The organism is Bradyrhizobium sp. McL0615 (assembly GCF_049993905.1).
Lineage (GTDB): Bacteria > Pseudomonadota > Alphaproteobacteria > Rhizobiales > Xanthobacteraceae > Bradyrhizobium.
Genome location: NZ_CP188254.1, coordinates 1,062,533 through 1,082,848, shown reverse-complemented (window position 1 = coordinate 1,082,848; position 20,316 = coordinate 1,062,533). Strand labels below are relative to the sequence as shown.

Genomic DNA, 20,316 nt, shown 5'->3' with positions numbered 1-20,316 from the left:
TGCACCTCTCTGGCTTGATCGGCAACCAGACGCGCCGTGGCCTCGTTGAGAAGCCATTGCCGGCTCCGAGTCAATCCGGACGCGAGGGCGGCATGATGGCCGGCACATGTGCCTGTGAGCATACAGCACTGCGATCCGTGCCGCCTGATTGCCCTGACGGAACCGCAGCGAGGCCGCCTTTGGGCAGTCTTTTGCGCTGCACGAAATGGTCTAAGCTGTCGGGATGAACTGGCTCCTGATCATGGCCGCCCTGGCCCGCAATCCCGGCGACCGCCTGGTCCGCCTCAGGCGAATTGCGCGAGACCGTGACCGACTGACCAATTCTCTTTCGCGGACTCGAGAACGTTCACGAACACGTTCTCCGGCTGGATGCCCGGGTTTTCGCCGAGCAGTTCGGCGGTCCGCCGAAACAGCGCTTTCTTCTGTTCGGCGGTGCGGCTGTCGAACACGGTGATCTGGATGTACACGACATCTTCGCTCCGGCTGACGCCATAGCAGGACGCGCTGTAGCGGAAATTCGCGGCGTCATGTTCGGTGATGGTCATGAACTGGTCGTCTTCGGGCACGCTGAGCGCTTCGCGCATCGCGCGGTACAGGCCGTCGAAGATCGCCTGCCGATAGGCTTCCGGCTTTCCGGCGCGCAGGGAGATGTGAATGAGCGGCATCGCGGATCCTTATCTGAAACCGGCAAGGCGGACGCACGCCTGCGGCCCCCGCAACGGCTGGTTCACCCCGTTGATGAAATCGGCTATCAATAGTTTTTGACACGTTGTCGAAATGGATATTCGAAATTCTTGACGTTGTGTCAAATACTTTTTTGACCGACGTCAGGCGGCATCGGATCGATGTCGCACCCTGGAGGGAAGCTTGAGACCGCGCGAGTTTGACCATGGCGACGTCCTGCGCATTGCGTTCGATCAATTCTGGCGCAAGGGGGTGCGGGGAACGTCGCTCTCGGACATCGCCCGTGACGCTGGCGTCCAGCGCGGCAGTCTCTACAACGCTTTTGGCAGCAAGGAAGCGCTGTTTCTCTGCGCCTACGAGCGCTATGCGAGCGACTATCTGAGCGCGCTTCAAAAGACGCTCGGCTCGGGGACCTTGCGGGAGCGCCTCACCGCGTTTTTCGAGCTGACGATCAAGAATTTTCGTTCCGGCTCGCCGCCCCGCGGCTGTCCAACCACGCGGGGACTGATGGAGCTTGGGTCGGTCGAAGGCGAAGGGCTGGACGAGAACGCGCGCAAAACCTTCGCGGATCTGGTGGCGCGCATCACCGGCCTGGTTCAGCAGGCCTTGTCCGAGGGTGCCGCACGAGGCGAGTTCAACGGAGAACCCGAGACCGCTGCATTGCACATCGTCACCATGACGCGCGGATTGGCCGTGCTCGAACGCGCCTTCGGTGATGAGGCGCAGCTTAGGAAGATTGCCGCCCATACGGTCGATCTCATGCTCGGCAAGACGAGCCGCTAGACGTCATCGTTCAAATCCAACCGTCAAACAAAGCGATGCGCGGGAATCGGCACGGACCAGATCCGCATGTCGCTGGGCCACGCCCGCTGGATTTAGCTCTGCCGAGGGGTTAGGATTGGAACGGCCCGCGCCTTTCTCAGGAGGTCCGATCATGACACGGCACCTTTTTTTCGCGATTGCGCTCATAGGCACCGGAGTGCTCCTCAACTCACCTTCCGAAGCACAGCATTGGCGATGTGAAGACAGAGCCGCGAATTGCTTGGGCAGATGTACCGACAGGGCAGCAGGGATAAGCGACTGGGGGCGCCTGGACAAATGTTGGCGCTGCGACCGCCAGGTGATCAAATGCACGATCAACGCGAACCTGCGCCGGCGTAGTTATTACTGAATCCGATGGCTTGCCCGTGCGGGGGCACTTGGAGGCAGTATGCGACCCTGGACTGCAAGTCTCTTCACAGCCTTGCTGGTGGCTCCGCCTGCCGTTGCGAACGCGCAACCGAATTGCGAGGCGATACCTCACGGACCGGCACGCACCGATTGCTACCTCGGCCTAAGTCAGTTCTATCGTGCGCAATCGGATCTTGCTGCTGACAGAGCGCTCGCGCAATCAGACGCCGCGTGGTATCGGGCCATTACCGGAACAGACCCTCCGAAACCCAAGCCACATCGGCGACGATAAAACAGCAAGTAGCCCGGGTGAAGCGGAGCGCAACCGGGTTTCTCTCTCGACGGCTACACTGTCCCAGGTTGCGCTTCGCTTCATCCGGGCTACGGCTTTCCTCCTCGAGGTCACATCGAGATCTTGCGGTTTTCACCGATATCGGGCCGCGTGCCGGTGACGGCGGCAGCTGCCATCTTCACGTATGAGACAATGGTGCCCGGCGAATCCCAATATTCCGCATCGTCGGGCGTGACTTTCAGGACGCGGATGTTCGGATCATCGGCGCTTTCCCACCACGCTTTCGCAGGCGTCGAAAACAATTCCTTGATCTTGGCGCGGTCATTGGAAACGACCGCGGTCGCGGTCAAAGAGACGTACTTCTGGGCAGAGGCGTCGGCAAAGCTGAGATTGATGCCGGGGTTGCGCGCGATCTCTTCGTCCTTGTGACGCCGCGCATCGGTCAGGAAATAGATCGTGTTGCTCTCGCGCTCAAGATACGCGCTCATGGGCCGGGCGCGCAGCTTGTCTCCATCGCGCGTCACGAGCATCGCGAAACCGATCTTCTTCATCAATTCCCATGCGCGCTCGACGTCGCGAGCGTTGTCGTTGGTCATGTTTTACTCCATTGCTACAGGAGTGTTAACGACACGCCGGCGGCGTTGTTCCTCCCGGGCGTTGGCGAATGGAATAACGTCTTTCTGCTGCACGACCTCTGGCACTTCCACTTCTTCGGCAAAACGCCGCTGGCGCTGGTTACCGGCCGTGAGCGCATCTATCTCGAACATTTCTGGAACGATTTTGCCGCCGATGCTGTGTGCGCGCCACGAACGCAATTGCGCTCGCGCGGAGATGACAGGCTCCTCGATATGCGGAAATCGGAACACCGAAACCCGGATGTCGCTTCGCTTATCCGGGCCACGCTTGCTGCCGAGCAGGGATCGTCTTGCGAGCGAGACCTAATGCTCTCGGTTCCTGCGCTGTGGCGTATCGCGACGCGGCGGTGAATGCGTTACCTCCGCCAGCTCCGCCTGCATTTGCAGGGCGCTCTTCACCACCTGCCGCAACAGGTCCCGTTTGTAGGACGTTCCCGCAGACACCGATGCCGTGATGTCGCTGGACAAGGCATTACTGAGCGCGCTGAGCAGTTGGTACTCCGGCCCCCTTGGCGGCACCGGGATGAACTTGCCGTTGACGATGATGCCGCCGCCGCCGTCGATCGCGACGGCCCCGATCAGGTGGCCGACGATCTCGTAGTTCGGCGGGAATTGTTGCGGGCGCCAGCCTATTCGGACCCTCGCAGTGCGGCCGCCTTCGTCGATATCGAGCACCTTGACCAGAACGTGCGGCCGAAAGACGTGGTCCGCGCTGCCGGATTCGAACTGCTCGCCTTCACCGAGGTCCTCGGAACCGCTGGAGGCGGGCATCAGGTAGCTGTGGTTGTCGGAGAAACGGTGGACCAGCACCGCCGCGCGCGGAATGGCAGCGTCCCAGCGATCGCGTACCCGCAGTTCGACCAGATACGGGCCGACCTCGGCGGCGAGGTAGCCGCTCAGTTGGCGGTGATGCAGCGGACGGAGCGTGATGACGGAGTCAAAGCCGGCGTACGGTCCGCTCCACACCCGCGTTTCATCCAGCCAGCCGCGTGACCGCATGCATGCGGCGTTCAGCCCGGGGCCGATGCTGACGTAGTCGGTGTTGGGCGCCTGACGGTCAGGCCAGGCCGCGGTGCTCATGACGTCCCACGGGTCCTGGTAGTCCGCCGTCGATCCGTTCAGCCGCGCGTGGTCCAGGCCGTAGCCATGGCCCATCTCCTGTCCCAGCAGACTGGGCTGCAATGAATTGGCATCGCACAGCGCGGCCATCCCGCCGAGCCAGCCGCACAAATCGGTGCCGCCATAACCGGATACGACGACGCCGTCGAACTTCGAGAGATCCACCTTGGCAGCGGTCGCGGCGGCCTTTCCCGCGTCCAGAAGCCCATTGCGGTTGAGTTTGCCGTCAGGCTGCGGGTAGACGTTGCCGACGTAGTCGCTGCGCGGGCGGTCCAATCGATACCATCCGAAGACCTTTGAGGCGCCGACGTCGATCTGCCCGTGCGACATGTCGCGGAAGAACTCCACCATGTTCATGGTGCCCGCGCCTTCGCTGGTGAAGAGCTTGCGGTAATGATCCAGCGGCGGCAGTGACACGGGGTCGTCCTTGAAACATACGCACAGGATGGCCCAGTTCGAAGGGGCGCCGCCGTGAAGCGCCACGAGGATGTCGCGGAGCCATGCGTAGTCTACATCTGCAATTGAGATCAATGCGTGCTTGCGATCGAAATCAGGCATACAGGCCTCCATGTCTTGAGAACAGACGGTTCAGCTCGTCTGCTCCCGGGCGACGTCAAGTTTTGAGCGAGTGTCTAGAATGGCCTTGGAGGAATCCTAGACCAGCCATGGAATAGCGGGTGTGAACTGGATTACTCGCGCCGTAAGATTGCAAGCCGCAAATGTCCGCTTCTGGTCGAAGCCCGCGTACAGCCTTCGCGAGTCGATCACATGAGCAAAGCAATGTGTGAGGATCGGCATCAGCCAAAGTCGGATATCGCTTCCGCCTTCGCTCGTTGAGCTACGCCGGACAAGCCGCGCATGCGGCTATGCGTGCTGTTGCGCCGGCTGTTCTTCGCCGAGCCGGGCAGTTACAAAGCGATCGCAAATCATCGGTCGCGCTGCCCCGGCGGCGGGCGGCCGGCTAACAACAAGAAAAGGGTGGAATTTCATGCATCGTAAGGTCGTCGCGCTGGTTGCAGCAGTCGTCGGGGTCGTAGCTTGCGGATCAGCCTGGGCGGGATGGCCGGACGACAAGCCGATCGAAGTCGTCATCGGCTTTGCGCCCAGCGGCGCGACCGACGTCATGGCGCGCAAGCTATTACCGTTCGTCGAGCAGCGGCTGGGCGGCAAGACCAAGTTCGTCGTGCTGAACAAGCCCGGCGCCGGCGGCGAGATTGCCTTTGCCGGAATCCAGCGCGCTGCGCCCGACGCCTATTCGATCGGCGTGGTCAACGTGCCCGGCTACAATTTCATCCCGATGACGCGGAAAACCCAATACAGCATGGATGAAATTCGCCTGATCGCGCGCGTGGTGGACGATCCCAGCGTGATCGTGGTGCCGGCGGACAGCAAGTACGCCACGCTGGCGGACGTGCTGGCGGCGCTGCGCAGCAAGCCGGGCTCGGTGACGTTCGGCCACAACGGTGCAGGCACCAACGGCCATCTGGCGATCCGCATGCTGGCGGGCGCCGCCAAGGTCGAGCCCAACGAAATCTCCTATCGTGGCACCGCTGTACAGCGGACCGATCTGCTCGGTGGCCATCTGGAGGTCGGCATGGTCAGCGTCAGCGAAGTGCCCGAACTGCATGGCGGCGGCAAGGGGACCGTCCGCGCCCTCGCGATTCTTTCTAAGCAGCGCTCACCCGTTCTCCCCGACGTTCCAACCGCCGAGGAGTTGGGCATCGCGGTGACGATGACCGCCGAACGCGGTTTTGCGGTACCCAAGGCCGTCCCCGACGAGATCGCCAGGAAGCTCGAAGCCGCCATCGCCGAAGGCCTGCGCGACCCTGAGTTCATCAAGGCCTCGCCCGCCGACGCCGCCGTTCTCGCCTTCATGCCCGGCGCCGAGTGGCAAAAGCGTCTCGACGACATGAACAAGGCGCTGCAGCCGTTCGCAGAAGAGATGAAGGCGCAAGAGCAGAAGTGAGATGCGTCGCGCCGGGCTGCCGGGCCTCGCACCAAAAATATCGAAAACAACCCCATGCAAAGTAGCCGGCGGCGGCCGCAGTCCAAGGTTTGGTTCGACAACTTGACACGTCGGGCAAATCAGCGGCACAACGCCATTATCCCGGAATTCGCTGGACGATGGCGTGCGCGCAACATGGATGCGCTTGCGCGAGGTAGCCCGCATGAGCGCTTGCGATATGCGGGGATTAGTAGATCCCGGATGTCGCTGCGCTCATCCGGGCTACGAATTGAGTATTATTTCGAGCTGAGCGCCAGCGCCGCCTGAATGTTGCGCCCGGTGCGTTCGATGTGCTCACGCAGGATCCGCGTGGCGTCGCGCGCGCGGCGCTCGATCATCGCCTGCGCGAGCGCGGTGTGCTCGGCCGGCACCTTGCGGTCCGGCGCATTCTTCTTGAGAAAGATCCGGCGATAGCGATCGCTCTGATCGTGCAGGGTGGCGCAGAACTGGCGGAGCAGCGGCATCTGGCACGCCGAAATCAGTTCGGCATGGAAGGCGCGATGGGCGGTCTCCCAAACCTCCTGCTCGGCTGCGGACCGCGCGCCACGCTTGCAGCGGCTCAGTTGATGCAGCGCCGCGAGGATACGGCCTTCCCAGGCGACGTCGCCGTGTTCGATCGCCTCCTTGATCGCGAGACCCTCGAGTTCGACACGGAGCCGGATGATCTCGGTGAGGTTATCCGCGGAGACCGGCGTGACGCGGTAGCCACGCTGGTCGATCAGGGCGACCAGGCCGTCATTTTCCAGGCGGCAGAGCGCTTCGCGCAGCGGACTGAGGCTGACGCCGAAGGCCGTGCGCAGCCGGTCCAGGTTGAGCTTGCTTCCCGGCAGCAATTCACCGCGCATGATCGCGTCGCGCAGGCGGGCGACCAGCGTCGTCGAGAGCGTGGCGGAGGCCGGAACGGCGGCGGTGCGTGCGTCGATCATGGTGCGCTCAGGGTACCGGGTCGAAACCGTAAAGCAAAGCGGGGTTGGCGACCAAAGCGAGTTGCTGCGTGCGCCTGTCCGGCAGCCACAGCGGAATCAGATCGACCAGATCGCCGTCGTCAGGCATCGGCACGGGACAGATCGGATGCGGCCAGTTGCTGCCCCACAGGATGCGGTCCGGACGCAATTCGACGACCTTTTCGATCATCGGCAGCATGTCGCGATGGGGATAGGGCTCCGAAGACAGGCGATAAAGGCTGGCGAGCTTGATCCAGCATCGATCGGTGTCGAGCAGCCGCAGCAGCGTCCGGAACGGCTCGGAGTCGACGCCCTCAGTGGCGCTGATCCGCGCGAGATGATCGAGCACGAACGGGTTTTGAATTTGCTTGAGCTGTGGCGCCACCTCCACCAGTTCGGTTGCCTTGTTGAAATGCAGCACGAGGTGCCAGCCCAGATCGAAGGTTTCCCCGGCCAGTCCGCCGAGATGCGCGAACGAAGCGCCGCCGCTCACCACCGTCGACATGCGGCAACCGCGCATGCCGCGCCGGTTCATGTCCTCCAGTTCAGCCCGGGGCAATCCGGACGGGATGACGGCAACGCCGCGAAATTTTTCGGGATGGCGGTCAAGCGCCGCGAGCGTGGCGCTGTTATCGGTGCCATGCGCGCCGCCGTGCACGATGACGGCGCGATCGATTCCGAGCGTGGCGTGAAGCTGCATCAGGTCTTCACAGGTGCAGTCCTCCGGCGTGTAGCTGCGCTGGTCGCTGAAGGGAAACTCAGCCTGTGGTCCGAAGACATGGACATGCGTGTCGCAGGCGCCCGCCGGCATGGCATAGACCGGACGTCTCGGATGGCGGTCCGGACCGGGACAAGGTTTCACTGTGCCGGATTGATACGCGCTCATGGCTCCTCATTGACCTGTCGGTAACTTTGATCGGACGGCATGACGACGGCCGATTTGACGGCCGTCCTTATTGCTGTCAACTTAAAATCGACGAAATAAAAAAAATCGATTATCTGGAGACGCGAATGCGGTACCTCATTTCCGTGCTGGCCCTCGTCATGGCATCGTTGATCGGGCAGGCGGCGCACGCCGAATTCCCCGAGCGCGGCGTCAAGATCGTGGTCCCCTTCCCGGCCGGTGGATCGAATGACGTGGTGGCGCGCCTGCTGGGAAATCGATTGTCCGAATTGTGGGGGCAGTCCGTGGTCATCGACAACCGCGGCGGCGGTGGCGGCAATATCGGCGCCGAAGCCGTGGCGCGCTCGCCGGCCGATGGCTACACGCTGCTGCTGACAGCGCCGGGGCCGCTGGTCGTCAATCAATCGCTGTATTCAAAACTGTCGTTCAATCCGGCACAGGATTTCACTCCGATCGCGTTGATTGCATCGGTGCCGATCGTGCTGGCGGTGAATCCTGGCGTGAAGGCGACAACCGTGTCCGAACTGATCGCGCTGGCCAAGGCGTCGCCCGGAAAGCTCAATTTCGGATCGTCGGGTCTTGGTTCGACCAATCATCTGGCCGGCGAACTGCTGAAGGCGCGGGCCGGCATCGATATCGTTCACGTGCCGTATCGCGGCGCGGCGCCGGCGATGAACGATCTGATCTCCGGCGAGATGCCGATGATGTTCGACAACATGCCGGCCGTTCGTCCGCAGGTGCAGGGCGGCAAGATCCGCGCGCTGGCCGTCGCCGGCGCCGCGCGCTCGCCGCTGTTTCCCGAGCTTCCGACCATGGTCGAAGCGGGTGTGGCGAATTTCGAGGCCTCGTCGTGGTTCGGCCTGGTTGCGCCCGCCAAGACACCACCTGACGTCACGAAGGCGCTGATCGAAGCCGTCAGCAAGGTGATGAGCGAGCCTGACATGGCGAAGCGGCTGGCCGACGTCGGCGCCGAGCCCGGCACGTTGTCCGGCGATGCGTTCGGCGCTTTCCTGCGCAGCGAGGTCGACAAGTGGGGCGAGGTGGTAAAAACCTCCGGCGCCAAGGTCGAGTGAACCGGCGTCGAGACGAGGAAGAGAAGCGCATGACTAAAAAGCCGGCGTCACTGGACGAGTTGAAGTCGCGCTACGAATCCATGATCGGCTTCACGCCGCCCAAGATCGCGAAGCGACTCGAACTCGGCATGCGCATCGATCCGGATCTGGTGACGGCGCTGGAAGACTGGCGGATCGCGGCGTTGACGCCGGATGCGCTGGATCAGAAGACCGTGCAATTGATGGCCTTTGCGATCCTGCTGGTGCAGACCTCCGAAGCCGCCGCCAACCACGCCAAGGCCGCGATCAAGGCCGGCGCGACGCTGGAAGAACTGCACGCCGCCGCCGGCATCGCCGCCCTGTTCCGCGGCGTGGCGGCGTTCAACATGGCCGGGGAAATTCTGGCGGGTCTTTTTCCGGAGTGAACGACGCTCGCTTGTTCGCCGGTAGCCCGCATGAGCGGAGCGATATGCGGGAGCAGCGCTAACCTCACCCCGGATGTCGCTCCGCTCATCCGGGCTACGCCTGCTATTTCTTCTCTTCGCGATCTTTCAGGATGGCCGCCAACGGATTGAGTGCCGGCGCCCCGACGCGCTGCAAGGTGTTGGAGTCGTGATGATTGAACGGCTGGTCCCTTCCCTTCACCATTAGCTCGGTTTCGATGAGATAGGTCCAGCTGCCGTCAGTGTTGAAGGTGATGCCGCAACGGTAGCTTTCGGTGCGGAAAGCTTCGTCCAGAAATTCCGTCGAACAGATTCCGTAACGCGTGTCGCCGCGCTTCGCGGTGACGGAGATCTTCATGTCATCCGGCTTCGCCTGGCCCGATGCGAGCAGGACCTGGCCGCGCGGGATAGCCACGGTCTGCAGGATCAGGCCGGTCGCCGGCTCCCAAAGCCAGTAGCCGACCTGATCGTGGAAGGTGATGTCTTCTTCGGGCGTGTTGATGTGGATGTGATAACGCAAGCCATAAAAGAGCTGCGGTCCATTGGCCTGCGGATCGATCGGGTCCATCCGGATATGCTCGCGAAACACCCGCCGCTCGGGGCCGTCGGCCTTGGGATTGACGTCCACGCCCTTGTCGGCCTGCCAAACGCCTGCCAGATGGCGCAGGGGTCCGAGATTGGCCAGGCTGTCGGGGGATACGTCGTCGGGTTCGGTGAAGATATCTGCGGGAATGGGCAGCATGCGAAGGCCTCGCGTGATGGCGGTATCGGCAATCTTATGCCGACTGCCAGCGTGGAGTCACTCGATCATCCGACTGGTATGGCGTTTCGTTTAAGCAAGTAGCCCACGGGATGAGGCGCAGTGCCGCGAGATCCCTGCTGTGCGTTGAAGACGAAAAATAGATTGATCGCGATGAGTGGTTGTAACTGGCCGCCAAACCGGGGCGCATCCACATTTTGATCCCCGTCGCCACCAGTACTTTTGGGACACCTATCGGGGGAGAGAAAAAAAATGACGTGAAGCATGCTTTTTTGTTGAGGGGACCGGCAAGCATGCTTCATTCACGCTAGCTCCGGGGAGGGAAAAATTTCGTCGATATGGTCAGCCTGCGGATCAACTACCGCTTCGACTGGGGCACGGCCCGATTGAACCTGGCACGGCGCAACTAGTCGATTGGCACGAGCCGTTCGTCCCACTGCGCCGCAAGGTTCTTGATCTGGTCGAAATTCAGGATCGCCGGTTCACCCTCGCGAACGATTGTCGCCCGCTTGCGTTCCTTGGGTAGCAAGGTCATCGCGCGCGAAACGGCCGCGCGCAGTTTCATCGAGCCGTGATCTGTGAGGGTGACGAACTCTTCGGGGTCAAGGGCCATGGGTCCACGCCTACACTACCGGCTGGCCCGCAAGCCAGCACACACGCCCCGAATGCCCAACTCTCCAGATAATCCAACTTGGTTAATAACCGGTTATCGTTCGGCTCTGTCATGTTGAATTGGCGCACACGCTTACTTGAGCCCCGACATGCGCCGCCCGATTTCAAATGGTTGGCCTAAAGGAGGCGGCTGCCGTCAAGCTCACAGCAGCGTGTTCGCTCGTGCCGCGCCTGCCCACTGTAGTACCCGGTGAGCCATGGCAGTCGCTATGGGTCAGGCTACCGCTGTCAACCTGACACCGGCATCCGGGCTTGCGCAAAGCAGACGCTTGCGAATGGCCTCTTCGACGAGCGCGAGCGCCTCCTTGGCTTGTCGCGCTTCAGCTTCAGCAACTTCGGCACGAAGCTCTACGGCGGTCAACTTGTCCTTCTGACCTTCAATACAGGACCGGGCTTGTTCCAGCGCTCGACACGCTTGTTGCAGCTTAAGTTCGGCGGTGACGATGAGTTCGCGTTGTGCCTGCTCGGCGGCCTCCGCTCGCATTTCGGCAAGCCGCAATCCTTCCAAGGCGCTCGCGCAAAGCGACTGGGCGCGAGCTTCCGTCTCGCGGGCGTGCTTCTCCATACCGCGGAAAATATCGGCTGCTTGATATACCAGATCGAGGGCTGTTGCTCCCTTGTCTGGTGCCAGCGGGGAGGGAAAGCTCAGGGCGCCCTCATCCCCTTCAACTGACGCTCTGGAATTACGCTGCGCCATGTAGTTCAAGCTCGTCGCGAACACACACGAGAAGCATCATCAATAGCTATGGTTAACGGATGGTTAAACAGTCGAATGCCGGGAGGTGTCGCGGCGGAGGCAGTGGCACGCGAAGTCTATCAGCAACGTCCTTGAACGCGCTTTCAAGCGCGGGCAATACGGTGCCAGTGCACTTAATCAGGCGGTTGAATTTTAGTGCACTGTCACCGTAATGAAATCGAGATCGGCGAACCTTTTACGTCCGGTAACCTAAGACAACAGACATGACCTTTAAGAACAGATCGGCACTTGGAACGAGCAACAAAAAATATCCGATAAGGGAAAGAACAATGCAGAACGTCAAAGAATATCTCCTTCGAATTTTTTGTCGAAAGAAAGTCTCGATAAGCATTGCTCTTAGCAAACCTTCGAATTTTCTTTTCGCTTCCACCCAATGTGTGGCGTCTGCATCTTTCCCGTAGTTGCCACCGATAGACATTTTTAAAAACGCGTCGAACTCGGAACTGTAGTATTTTCCGTGTTGGGTATAAGGATCGAAATCGCTGCTTTTGATTTCCCCATTTATTTGAATGTAATCGTCCACGGTGAAGTATTTCAGGGCCGCCTCAACATATTCGAATTGGTTTTTGCCAATTTTGAGCGCGTATGGGCGTCGAATTCGATAGACGATGTTCGATGCGCCTAAGGCTAAGAGCCCGAAATATAGAAATTTCAGCCGCGCTCCGGGCGAAATGCCGAAGCTGAGTAGCTGCTCGCTGGCGAGACTATTGAACGCAATGTGCTGCGAAATGCTGTCATTGAATAGAATGAGGTATCCAACGATTGGCACAGCCATCGAACACTTGGCGATCCATCCATCAAACAGGGGAACGTAGTCCGGCCATTGATAGTTATAGACAAAGATGGTCCATTTCAATCGCAAGTGGTCGAACATGTAGCGACCTCAATTCGTCGTTGGCCCATTAAGCAGTTCGGCGCAAATCAGGTCTTGCAGGTTGAGTTATGACAACTATGGCAGAGGTCTGCCACCGCGCGGTTGCGTCGCGGATCCCCCCGCCGCGCATCGCGTTGTCCTATTCTTTGGATTGAAGCCAATATCAAATTGCCGGAAGTCGTCTCGGCGTTGCTCGATCCGCGATTACGGGCGTTTGATTACGGTGCGCCTAATAGCGCATGGAGTTTTGTGCAGTCCAGTACTGTCACCGTAATCTCACCCGAAGGGCGGCGCAGCCGTCTTGCAGCGAAGTGAAAGATGGGGACACCGGCATAACCGCCCGAAGGGCCTGGCCTTGACGGCCTGGGGCAAGGCCCCTCTTCCAGACGGAATAAATGTTAGCGGCAGCTGACCGTTGCTTGCCTTCCGCGTGAGGGACAGTCACCCTCATGGGCCGAGGCGTCAGACTCGGTAAGGCAACAGACGAATGTGGCCCGGCGGGCATGGGCCGGACACGCTCCCCCCTGATCTTCAAACTATCGCGTGACATTCGTTGCAGCCCGTGATTGCATAAGTTAACACCCGCTTTTTTCAGGGGGTTGTGATGAATTTGCGATTCATACCGGTTTCGATCATTGCAATATTGACGATTTTCACACCGGCATCTGCGGATTTTTTCTCTGATGTCGGAAACGCCGTTACCGCACCCATACGCGCGCCCATTCAGGCGACCCAGGACCTGCTGCAGGGACGGCCCGCCAATGAAGTTGCCCAGAATCAGTTGAACCTTCAGGTCGGCGCACCAGCGGTTGCCGCAGGCAGCGCGATAAATCTGATCCAGCAGGGAAACGATTTCATAAGCCGGGTGCAGCGCGACGTAATCCAGAGCAATCTGGGCGGTGATTGGCTCAACGCCTATGACGCCCTGACGGCGTCGCAGCGGATTCAGCAGGAGATGGCCTTTACGCAAGGGCGCTTTCTGAGCCAGTGCTTTGCGACAGGGGCTTGCAGCGTCAATCAGATGACCGCAATGCCTCTGGCTGCGTCGCTACGTGACGCCTACAAAGTCTATTTCCCTAACTCGCAACCGCTCAATCCGCAGCTCATCCAGATTCTGAGCCGCGTCGTACCGTTTCCGGTCGTTGCCAGCGCGCGCTGGACGATCGGCAGCGTCCCGAACTTCACGATTCCAGGCTTTCTCAATGCCGGGCACGAAATGATGGGACAGGGATTTGCCGTCACCGTTGGCAACATAATGATTTTCTCGCAAGCGCCGGACCTTAGCACGCAGGATGGGGTAACGTGGCTTCTGCACGAGATGTTTCATATCGAACAATATATGCGGTACAGCGGCAATCTGCTCGAGTCAGTGGACGGCTTCGCAGTCGATTACATCAGCAATTATGACGAGATGGAGAACGAGGCCCAAAGCAACGCGGAAGCGCGCTATGCCAATCTTTATCAGCAATGGCCGCAATAGAGATCTTTATCTTGCTTCACTTTTGAACCATTCATGGCGATCGGGCGTCCAATGTGCACCCAGGCCAGAACAAATTCGGGGACGGCGCTGTGACGAACGATCAAACCATCAGGCCTGCGGTCAGGCCGTCTCTCGATCTGGTCGACATCTTTATCGTTCTTCTGTTTTCGGCGTCGATTGTCATTTTCATCTTCACGATCGGAACGCAATTCATAAACAGTCCGACCTTTCAGGTGCTGCCCACATTCGTCACCAATGCTTATTCCGCGATCTGGACAAGCCTTGCGTCCGGTGTCACCGGGGTCGGGCTGGTGGTCGTCAAGTCCCTGCTTCAGGACCGGACCACGCGACCGAACTATTTTCTTTACGTGGCGGTGACCTCCACCGTCTTTATATTTGCGGTCATCGGCATTGCCATGGCTTCGCGATATCTTAATCCACGGCCACCACCACCTGTGCCGGTTGGTGTCGCGCTTCTAAACATCGCGGGACCTGCGTCTTTTGAATTCGGCGCGCTGCCAGGATCTCAGGCAGCCGTGCGGATGAAAGGCACATATCAGGTCAAAGACGGCGAGGTCAGCGGCCACGTGGATGAAGGATCAGTGACGACGAACGCACTCTTCCAACCGCCCTTTACGATGACCCTGAACCGCATGGAAATGCGCTCGTGCTATATCCATCCGGTTTACGGTGCGGACCAGATGGACATTTTCCCGCCCGTCGGAAAGTCTGAAAATTCTCAGGACATCAATATCAAGCTTGAAAAAGAACACACCTACCAGCTTCCGAAAATGGATTTCAAGTTCAAGCTGGCAAGCGATGCCAGACCGGACCGAGCCTGGCTTTGCGCCGCTCTGGATAATGACGCGGGATACATGCCAGCGCAATAATGCTCGGCCATCCGATGATCTCTTTACGGGGTCGCAGGCTGTCAGGCCGTAGTCATTGCCCATGACACGGCGAACGATCCTGCTTTCGGCTCCAAATTAGCCGCACGACCCGCAAAAAAATATAAAGTGATTTCAGATATTTGAATGGTGCCCAGGGGCGGGATCGAACCACCGACACTGCGATTTTCAGTCGCATGCTCTACCAACTGAGCTACCTGGGCATACTCGGACGGCCCAAAGGGCTAGGCGAGCGGGCGGTTTATAGAGAGGTCGGGAGCGCATGTCCACCCAGCTTCGCCTGCGGCTTCGCTGGGCGCGGCCCGCCGTGTGCCCCTTCCCCAAATGATTGGCGAATCACACCTATTCCGCGTCTTCGGGATCGGTCTCTTTGCCGGGGATGACGTACTTGCCCGACAGCCAGCGGTTCAAGTCGACGTCGCGGCAGCGCGGGGAGCAGAACGGCGCGGTGGCCGGGCTCGACGGCTTGCCGCATTCCGGGCAGGGCTTTGATCCGCCCTTGGTTTCCCCGGCTTTGGCGGGGGGCTCAGCTGGCATTGAGCCAGCCGAAGCGGATCGGGAAACCCTCGCCGCCGAGCAGCGTGACCGATTCGTAGAGCGGCAGGCCGACGACGTTGGTGTAGGAGCCGACCATCTTGACCACGAACGATCCAGCGATGCCCTGCACGGCGTAGCCGCCGGCTTTGCCGCGCCATTCGCCGGAGCCGATATAGGCCTGGATGTCGTCCTCGCTCAGGCGCTTGAAGCGGACGCGGGTTTCGATCAAGCGCTGGCGAAACGCCTCCTTCGGCGTCACCAGGCAAATGGCGGTGTAGACGCGGTGATTGCGGCCCGACAGCAGCCGCAGGCACTGCGCGGCTTCATCCACCAGATTGGCCTTGGGGAGAATACGGCGGCCGACCGCGACCACCGTATCGGCGGCGAGAATGAAGGAGCCGCGCAGCTCGTCGTCGAGCTGGATAGATTTCAGCGCCGCGTCGGCCTTGGCGCGGGCGAGGCGATTGGCGCAGGCGCGCGGCAGCTCGCCCCGCTTCGGGGTCTCGTCGACATCGGCCGGCCGCAGCGCGTCGGGCTCGATGCCGGCCTGGTTGAGCAGGCTGAGCCGTCGCGGCGAACCGGAAGCGAGAACGATTTTGGGGCGGCCAAGCATGCGGGGTTTGTCGCGGAAATAAGGATTCGGAGGGATGCGCGCGCGGAACCTATCGGAAGGCACTCCATTCCACAACCGGGGAACAAGTGCTTGAACGGATTACCAATCTTCCGTCGTCCCTGCGAACGCAGGGACCCATAACCACAGGCCGTTGTCATGGGCGTGACAGAGCGACTGGCACTGCCTTAAATCGCTCGGCCGCGGCGCCGCGATGAGCGCAATTGCGCTCACGCTCGGGGTTCCTGCTTTCGCAGGAACGACAGCGAGTGTTTGTCACGCCGCTAGCCAGCGGGCGCCCTCAGCGCACCGGATCAATCGGCGTAGCTATGCCCAGGCGGGCCTCGATGGCCTCAGCCGCTTCCAGGCACAAATCGTCGCGCAGCCGCTGCCCGGTGATCAGCACGCCGATCGGCAACCCTGTCGCCTCGTCACGCCCCGCCGGCACGCAGGCCGAAGGCAGGCCGAGCAGGTTGGCCGGGACCACCGGACGCATCAGCTCCTTGGTCGCCTCCGCTCCGGCCAGGCTCGCCGAATCAAAACCGTGCTCGAACGGCAATTGCGTCCAGGTTGGCGACAGCAGCAGCGGCCGGTCGGCCATGAAGGTCGACCACGCGCGCGCGATGCCGTCGCGTTCGGCCATCAATAGCGACCATGCCGCGGCGTCGGCCAACGGCGGTATGCCTTCATTGAAGTTATTCAGGAAGGCCATCGCGTCAGCGCCCATCATCGGGGACAACAACGCCAGCACCGAGCCGAAATCACCCATGATCAGGCGGCGCCAGCAGCCGACCGCGTCCTCGTAGCGCGGCGGGCAGGCTTCCTCGACGACATAACCGGCATCCGTCAGCGCCTGCGCGGCATGTCGCACCACAGCCGCCACCTTTGGATCGGTGCCGCCGCCGGGCGGCTCGGACAGCACAGCCACGCGAACCGGCCGCGTCAACGCCCGGCCCTCGAACGGGGCATCGATCGACCAGGGATCGCGCGGATGTGCGCCCATCAATACCTGCAGTCCGAGGCGCACATCCGCGACGCGGCGGGCCATCGGCCCCTGCACGTTCATCAGTTGAACCGCCAGCAAGCGGTCTTCGGCCGGAACATAACCCGCATCGGGCACGCGGCCGGCGGAGGGACGGATGGAAGCGATGCCGCAGGCATTGGCCGGATTCCGCAGCGAGCCGCCGATGTCGTTGCCAAGGCCGATCGGGCTCATGCCGCTGGCCAGCGCCGCAGCCTCGCCGCCGCTCGAGCCGCCCGCGGTGCGGCCGGGATGCCAGGGATTTCGCGTCAGGCCGTGCAGCGAACTGTCGGTGTGCACGCGCAGCGCCATGTCAGGCAGATTGGTGCGCGCGATCGGGATGGCGCCGGCGGCGCGCATGCGTTCGACGACCGGCGCATCCACCGGCACCACCGCCTGGGCCAGCGCGTGCACGCCCCAGGTGGTGGGCAGGCCGGCCATGTCGATGTTTTCCTTCACCGTGAAAGGCACGCCGTGCAGCGGGCCAATGGTCTCGCCGGCCGCCAGCTTCTGGTCGGCCTTGACGGCCGCCGCGCGGGCCTCGTCGGCCAGCACGCGCACCACGGCATTCAGCGCAGGGTTCACTGCATCGATACGCGCCAGATGGGCATCCACCACTTCAACCGAACTCAGTTGCCGGCGTGCAATGCGCTGCGCCAGCTCAGTGGCCGGAAGTTGCCAGATCTCGCTCATCGCTTACTCCAACATGAAATGCGCGAACGAAATCGCGCGCAGGCGCCCCCACCCGCCGGTCGAATGTAGTATCGCACCTGCCCGTTATCGAGGAGCGGTCTCAACCGGTCGACGCAACACTTTATCTTGAGGCTGAACAAAGTGGCGCGTCAGCTTCAACGAACGACCACGTGAGATGTCCAATTTGAAACCTCCGTGGAGAGATTTAACGCCTGGGTTGCATCGATCGGTTGAGCCGCTACGGCATGCGGTCAGCCGCTCGCCGCGCCTGCCTTGGCAAAGCGGCGGCGGATGCGCATCATGAGTCCGTCGCAGACCTCGCGATAGGCCTGCAGCTTCTGCTCACGGCTGCCTTCCGTGCCGGTGGGATCAGGCGTCGGCCAATATTCGACATCGGCCGCGAGCGTGTGTGTCAGCTCCAGTGCCTTGTGATGCGCCTCGGGTGACAGCGTGATGATGAGATCGAAATTGAGCCCCTCCCAATCCTCGAGCTCCTCGAACGTCATCGGCTTGTGGCCCGAAATATCCTGGCCGAGTTCAGCCATCACCGAGACCGCAAACGGATCAAGTTCAGCCTTCCTGACGCCGGCGGATTTCACATAGAGCGCCTGCGGGAACATCTGCCGCAGCAGGCTCTCGGCCATCGGCGAACGCACGCTGTTGAAACCGCATGCGAACAGCACGGCCTGCGGATTGCGCGCGCGGGGCGCATCCATGCGGTCAGGCTTCTCTTGTTTGAGGCGAGACCTCTTCGAAAGATCCCTCTATACCACTCATCCGTCCTGCCCCTTCCAGTGCAGGACACAGATCAGCGTGAACAGCCGGCGCGAGGTTTCGAAATCGATTCTTACCTTGCCGTTCAGCCGTTCCTGCAGCGTGCGCGAGCCTTCGTCATGGATGCCGCGGCGGCCCATGTCGATCGCCTCGATCTTGTCGGTGGTGGCGGTGCGGATCGCCTGGTAGTAGCTGTCGCAGATCATGAAATAGTCCTTCACGATCCGCCGGAACGGCGTCAGCGACAGCAAATGCGCCACGACGGGCGTGCCGTCCTCGCGACGGATGTCGAACATCAGCCGGTTGCCGGTTATCGCCAGATGCAACGTGAACGGGCCCTCGCCCGCCCCTTCCGGCGCGAACAAATTCTGCTCGATCAGGTCGTAGATCGCGATCGCGCGCTCATGCTCGATGTCGGGCCCGGAACGCCCGATCGATTCCTCGTCGAGCGTCACCGCGACGATGCGGTTGTGCTGGTCATCGTCTGGTGGCGGCTTGTTCATGGCAAATTGAGGCGCAATCCGATCGAGCGTGAATGAGCGTCCAAACCCTCGGCCTTGCCCAAGGTCATCGCGGCAGGCCCCAGCGCGCGCAACTGGTCCGGCCCACATTTGAGAATCGAGGTGCGCTTCATGAAGTCTAGCACACCGAGCCCCGACGAAAACCGCGCCGAACGCGCCGTCGGCAGCACATGGTTGGAGCCGCCGACATAATCGCCGATCGCTTCCGGCGTATGGGGCCCAAGAAAGATCGCGCCGGCGTTGCGGACTTTTGCCGACAGCGCTTCCGCATCCGCGGTCATGATTTCCAGATGCTCGGCGGCGATGGCGTTCGCGAGCTCCACCGCCTCGTCGAGTTTTTTGACCATGATGATAGCGCCGAAATCGTTCCACGAGGCCCGCGCGATGTCGGCGCGGGGCAGCGTCGCCAGTTGCGATTCCACTGCACGCGCGACGTCGGCGGCCAGGGCTGCACTGTCGGTGATCAGGATCGACTGCGCGCTCGCATCGTGCTCGGCCTGTGCCAGCAGATCGGCGGCGATCCAGCCGGCATTGCCGGTGTCGTCGGCGATGACGAGCACTTCCGAGGGGCCGGCGATCATGTCGATGCCGACCTTGCCGAACACCTGCCGCTTGGCGGCGGCGACATAGGCGTTGCCGGGGCCTACGATTTTCGCCACCGGCGCGATGGTGGCCGTACCATACGCCAGCGCCGCCACCGCTTGCGCGCCGCCGACGCGATAGATCTCGGAGACGCCGCCAAGCTGGGCTGCCGCCAGCACCAGCGGGTTGAGCTTGCCGTCGGGCGACGGCACCACCATGACAACCCGCGGCACGCCGGCAACGCGCGCCGGCACCGCATTCATCAGCACCGAGGACGGATAGGCGGCGGTGCCGCCGGGCACATAGAGGCCGACCGCCTCGACCGCGCTCCAGCGCCAGCCGAGCTCGACACCCAGCGCATCGGTGAAGCGCTCGTCCTTCGGCAATTGCCGCCGGTGGAACAATTCGATCCGGTCGCGGGCGAATTTCAGGGCCTCGAGGGTGGTCGCGTCGCAGGCCTTCACGGCGGCATCGATTTCGGCCGGGGTCACGCGCAGGCCGGAGGCTGCGACCTCGAGCCGGTCGAATTTCTTCGTCGCCTCGATCAGGGCGGCGTCGCCGCGCGCGGCCACGTCATCGACAATGGCGCGGGTGGCGCGCTCGACATCGGCCGAGACCTCGCGCTTGGCGGCAAGGAATTGCTTGAATAGCGGACCAAAATCGGCGCTGCTGGTATCCAGGCGAACGGGCATGGTGGCTTTCTGAGAGACAGCGAAGGCCCCTGCTCAATGGCGCGGCGGCCAAGGGCCGTCAACCCATGTCTGCCCGGAAATAGGACCCGTAGGGTGGGCTGAGCGCAGCGAGCCCACCATCCCGCGGGCGGCCGAAGATGGTGGGCACGGCGCAAACGCGCCTTTGCCCACCCTACGGCACTGCGCA

Annotated in this window: 22 protein-coding genes and 1 tRNA gene; 6 read left to right on the top strand and 17 right to left on the bottom strand. The window is 61.7% G+C overall.

Annotation, left to right across the window (positions count from 1 at the left end):
• Positions 1–284: 284 nt before the first annotated feature.
• The gene (locus ACPPVP_RS05065; protein ID WP_426531867.1) at positions 285–665 is read right to left on the bottom strand and encodes a tautomerase family protein; all 381 of its coding nucleotides are present in this window, start codon (positions 663–665) and stop codon (positions 285–287) included.
• 202 nt (positions 666–867) lie between these two features.
• Between ACPPVP_RS05065 and ACPPVP_RS05060 the strand changes: the two genes are divergently transcribed.
• The gene (locus ACPPVP_RS05060) at positions 868–1,467 is read left to right on the top strand and encodes a TetR/AcrR family transcriptional regulator (RefSeq protein WP_426531865.1); all 600 of its coding nucleotides are present in this window, start codon (positions 868–870) and stop codon (positions 1,465–1,467) included.
• A 789-nt stretch (positions 1,468–2,256) separates the two neighbouring features.
• Here the strand turns inward: ACPPVP_RS05060 and ACPPVP_RS05055 are convergent.
• The 3 genes from ACPPVP_RS05055 to ACPPVP_RS05045 all read right to left on the bottom strand — a co-directional run bounded on the left by ACPPVP_RS05055 (position 2,257) and on the right by ACPPVP_RS05045 (position 4,458).
• The gene (locus tag ACPPVP_RS05055; protein WP_426531863.1) at positions 2,257–2,742 is read right to left on the bottom strand and encodes a pyridoxamine 5'-phosphate oxidase family protein; all 486 of its coding nucleotides are present in this window, start codon (positions 2,740–2,742) and stop codon (positions 2,257–2,259) included.
• Positions 2,743–2,745: 3 nt separating this feature from the next.
• Complete coding sequence (locus tag ACPPVP_RS05050) at positions 2,746–3,012, bottom strand: hypothetical protein (protein WP_426531861.1); 267 nt, start codon at positions 3,010–3,012, stop codon at positions 2,746–2,748.
• A 72-nt stretch (positions 3,013–3,084) separates the two neighbouring features.
• On the bottom strand, positions 3,085–4,458 hold the full coding sequence (locus ACPPVP_RS05045; RefSeq protein ID WP_426531859.1) for a hypothetical protein: 1,374 nt from the start codon (positions 4,456–4,458) through the stop codon (positions 3,085–3,087).
• 430 nt (positions 4,459–4,888) lie between these two features.
• Here ACPPVP_RS05045 and ACPPVP_RS05040 point away from each other — a divergent pair, with 430 nt between their 5' ends.
• Entirely contained in the window at positions 4,889–5,866 is a 978-nt protein-coding gene (locus tag ACPPVP_RS05040; protein WP_426531857.1) for a tripartite tricarboxylate transporter substrate binding protein, read from the top strand.
• A 275-nt stretch (positions 5,867–6,141) separates the two neighbouring features.
• Here ACPPVP_RS05040 and ACPPVP_RS05035 read toward each other — a convergent pair whose 3' ends face one another.
• Both ACPPVP_RS05035 and ACPPVP_RS05030 read right to left on the bottom strand, forming a co-directional pair.
• Positions 6,142–6,831, bottom strand: coding sequence for a GntR family transcriptional regulator (locus tag ACPPVP_RS05035; RefSeq protein ID WP_426531855.1), 690 nt, complete (start codon positions 6,829–6,831; stop codon positions 6,142–6,144).
• 7 nt (positions 6,832–6,838) lie between these two features.
• Complete coding sequence (locus tag ACPPVP_RS05030) at positions 6,839–7,735, bottom strand: amidohydrolase family protein (protein ID WP_426531853.1); 897 nt, start codon at positions 7,733–7,735, stop codon at positions 6,839–6,841.
• Positions 7,736–7,860: 125 nt separating this feature from the next.
• Between ACPPVP_RS05030 and ACPPVP_RS05025 the strand changes: the two genes are divergently transcribed.
• Both ACPPVP_RS05025 and ACPPVP_RS05020 read left to right on the top strand, forming a co-directional pair.
• Positions 7,861–8,826, top strand: coding sequence for a Bug family tripartite tricarboxylate transporter substrate binding protein (locus ACPPVP_RS05025; protein ID WP_426531851.1), 966 nt, complete (start codon positions 7,861–7,863; stop codon positions 8,824–8,826).
• A gap of 29 nt (positions 8,827–8,855) precedes the next feature.
• Positions 8,856–9,230 (top strand): carboxymuconolactone decarboxylase family protein, encoded by a 375-nt coding sequence (locus ACPPVP_RS05020; RefSeq protein ID WP_426531849.1) that lies wholly within the window; start codon positions 8,856–8,858, stop codon positions 9,228–9,230.
• Positions 9,231–9,333: 103 nt separating this feature from the next.
• Here ACPPVP_RS05020 and ACPPVP_RS05015 read toward each other — a convergent pair whose 3' ends face one another.
• The 4 genes from ACPPVP_RS05015 to ACPPVP_RS05000 form a co-directional block, all read right to left on the bottom strand.
• The gene (locus tag ACPPVP_RS05015) at positions 9,334–9,990 is read right to left on the bottom strand and encodes an FABP family protein (protein ID WP_426531847.1); all 657 of its coding nucleotides are present in this window, start codon (positions 9,988–9,990) and stop codon (positions 9,334–9,336) included.
• 424 nt (positions 9,991–10,414) lie between these two features.
• Positions 10,415–10,621: a hypothetical protein gene (locus ACPPVP_RS05010; protein ID WP_426531845.1), complete on the bottom strand. Its 207-nt coding sequence runs from the start codon at positions 10,619–10,621 to the stop codon at positions 10,415–10,417.
• 273 nt (positions 10,622–10,894) lie between these two features.
• Positions 10,895–11,377, bottom strand: coding sequence for a hypothetical protein (locus tag ACPPVP_RS05005; RefSeq protein ID WP_426537678.1), 483 nt, complete (start codon positions 11,375–11,377; stop codon positions 10,895–10,897).
• Positions 11,378–11,612: 235 nt separating this feature from the next.
• Positions 11,613–12,311: a hypothetical protein gene (locus tag ACPPVP_RS05000; RefSeq protein WP_426531843.1), complete on the bottom strand. Its 699-nt coding sequence runs from the start codon at positions 12,309–12,311 to the stop codon at positions 11,613–11,615.
• 604 nt (positions 12,312–12,915) lie between these two features.
• On the opposite strand from ACPPVP_RS05000, the gene ACPPVP_RS04995 reads away from it, so the two are divergent.
• Both ACPPVP_RS04995 and ACPPVP_RS04990 read left to right on the top strand, forming a co-directional pair.
• A complete protein-coding gene (locus tag ACPPVP_RS04995; RefSeq protein ID WP_426531841.1) occupies positions 12,916–13,791 on the top strand; it encodes a hypothetical protein in 876 nt (291 codons plus the stop codon).
• A gap of 89 nt (positions 13,792–13,880) precedes the next feature.
• Positions 13,881–14,681 (top strand): hypothetical protein, encoded by an 801-nt coding sequence (locus ACPPVP_RS04990; protein ID WP_426531839.1) that lies wholly within the window; start codon positions 13,881–13,883, stop codon positions 14,679–14,681.
• A 145-nt stretch (positions 14,682–14,826) separates the two neighbouring features.
• Here ACPPVP_RS04990 and ACPPVP_RS04985 read toward each other — a convergent pair.
• The 7 genes from ACPPVP_RS04985 to hisD form a co-directional block, all read right to left on the bottom strand.
• Positions 14,827–14,902: transfer RNA gene (locus tag ACPPVP_RS04985), tRNA-Phe, on the bottom strand.
• 139 nt (positions 14,903–15,041) lie between these two features.
• Positions 15,042–15,236, bottom strand: a complete 195-nt coding sequence (gene yacG / locus ACPPVP_RS04980) for a DNA gyrase inhibitor YacG (RefSeq protein ID WP_426531837.1) — start codon at positions 15,234–15,236, stop codon at positions 15,042–15,044.
• Positions 15,226–15,849 (bottom strand): Maf-like protein, encoded by a 624-nt coding sequence (locus ACPPVP_RS04975; RefSeq protein WP_426531835.1) that lies wholly within the window; start codon positions 15,847–15,849, stop codon positions 15,226–15,228. Before ACPPVP_RS04975 ends, yacG begins: the two co-directional genes overlap by 11 nt.
• A gap of 298 nt (positions 15,850–16,147) precedes the next feature.
• On the bottom strand, positions 16,148–17,560 hold the full coding sequence (locus ACPPVP_RS04970; protein ID WP_426531833.1) for an amidase: 1,413 nt from the start codon (positions 17,558–17,560) through the stop codon (positions 16,148–16,150).
• A gap of 251 nt (positions 17,561–17,811) precedes the next feature.
• Positions 17,812–18,276 (bottom strand): arsenate reductase ArsC, encoded by a 465-nt coding sequence (locus ACPPVP_RS04965; RefSeq protein ID WP_426531831.1) that lies wholly within the window; start codon positions 18,274–18,276, stop codon positions 17,812–17,814.
• 57 nt (positions 18,277–18,333) lie between these two features.
• Complete coding sequence (locus tag ACPPVP_RS04960) at positions 18,334–18,837, bottom strand: UPF0262 family protein (protein WP_426531830.1); 504 nt, start codon at positions 18,835–18,837, stop codon at positions 18,334–18,336.
• Positions 18,834–20,129: a histidinol dehydrogenase gene (gene hisD / locus ACPPVP_RS04955; protein ID WP_426531828.1), complete on the bottom strand. Its 1,296-nt coding sequence runs from the start codon at positions 20,127–20,129 to the stop codon at positions 18,834–18,836. Before hisD ends, ACPPVP_RS04960 begins: the two co-directional genes overlap by 4 nt.
• Between the last annotated feature and the right edge of the window lie 187 nt (positions 20,130–20,316).

Coding starts and splice junctions, on each gene's coding strand:
- ACPPVP_RS04975 (WP_426531835.1), bottom strand. CDS start 15,849: ATGCTTGGCCGCCCCAAAATCGTTCTCGCTTCCGGTTCGCCGCGACGG.
- ACPPVP_RS05005 (WP_426537678.1), bottom strand. CDS start 11,377: ATGGCGCAGCGTAATTCCAGAGCGTCAGTTGAAGGGGATGAGGGCGCC.
- ACPPVP_RS05000 (WP_426531843.1), bottom strand. CDS start 12,311: ATGTTCGACCACTTGCGATTGAAATGGACCATCTTTGTCTATAACTAT.
- yacG (WP_426531837.1), bottom strand. CDS start 15,236: ATGCCAGCTGAGCCCCCCGCCAAAGCCGGGGAAACCAAGGGCGGATCA.
- ACPPVP_RS04965 (WP_426531831.1), bottom strand. CDS start 18,276: ATGGATGCGCCCCGCGCGCGCAATCCGCAGGCCGTGCTGTTCGCATGC.
- ACPPVP_RS05045 (WP_426531859.1), bottom strand. CDS start 4,458: ATGCCTGATTTCGATCGCAAGCACGCATTGATCTCAATTGCAGATGTA.
- ACPPVP_RS05065 (WP_426531867.1), bottom strand. CDS start 665: ATGCCGCTCATTCACATCTCCCTGCGCGCCGGAAAGCCGGAAGCCTAT.
- ACPPVP_RS04970 (WP_426531833.1), bottom strand. CDS start 17,560: ATGAGCGAGATCTGGCAACTTCCGGCCACTGAGCTGGCGCAGCGCATT.
- ACPPVP_RS05010 (WP_426531845.1), bottom strand. CDS start 10,621: ATGGCCCTTGACCCCGAAGAGTTCGTCACCCTCACAGATCACGGCTCG.
- ACPPVP_RS05015 (WP_426531847.1), bottom strand. CDS start 9,990: ATGCTGCCCATTCCCGCAGATATCTTCACCGAACCCGACGACGTATCC.
- hisD (WP_426531828.1), bottom strand. CDS start 20,129: ATGCCCGTTCGCCTGGATACCAGCAGCGCCGATTTTGGTCCGCTATTC.
- ACPPVP_RS05020 (WP_426531849.1), top strand. CDS start 8,856: ATGACTAAAAAGCCGGCGTCACTGGACGAGTTGAAGTCGCGCTACGAA.
- ACPPVP_RS04995 (WP_426531841.1), top strand. CDS start 12,916: ATGAATTTGCGATTCATACCGGTTTCGATCATTGCAATATTGACGATT.
- ACPPVP_RS05030 (WP_426531853.1), bottom strand. CDS start 7,735: ATGAGCGCGTATCAATCCGGCACAGTGAAACCTTGTCCCGGTCCGGAC.
- ACPPVP_RS05055 (WP_426531863.1), bottom strand. CDS start 2,742: ATGACCAACGACAACGCTCGCGACGTCGAGCGCGCATGGGAATTGATG.
- ACPPVP_RS05025 (WP_426531851.1), top strand. CDS start 7,861: ATGCGGTACCTCATTTCCGTGCTGGCCCTCGTCATGGCATCGTTGATC.
- ACPPVP_RS05040 (WP_426531857.1), top strand. CDS start 4,889: ATGCATCGTAAGGTCGTCGCGCTGGTTGCAGCAGTCGTCGGGGTCGTA.
- ACPPVP_RS05035 (WP_426531855.1), bottom strand. CDS start 6,831: ATGATCGACGCACGCACCGCCGCCGTTCCGGCCTCCGCCACGCTCTCG.
- ACPPVP_RS04960 (WP_426531830.1), bottom strand. CDS start 18,837: ATGAACAAGCCGCCACCAGACGATGACCAGCACAACCGCATCGTCGCG.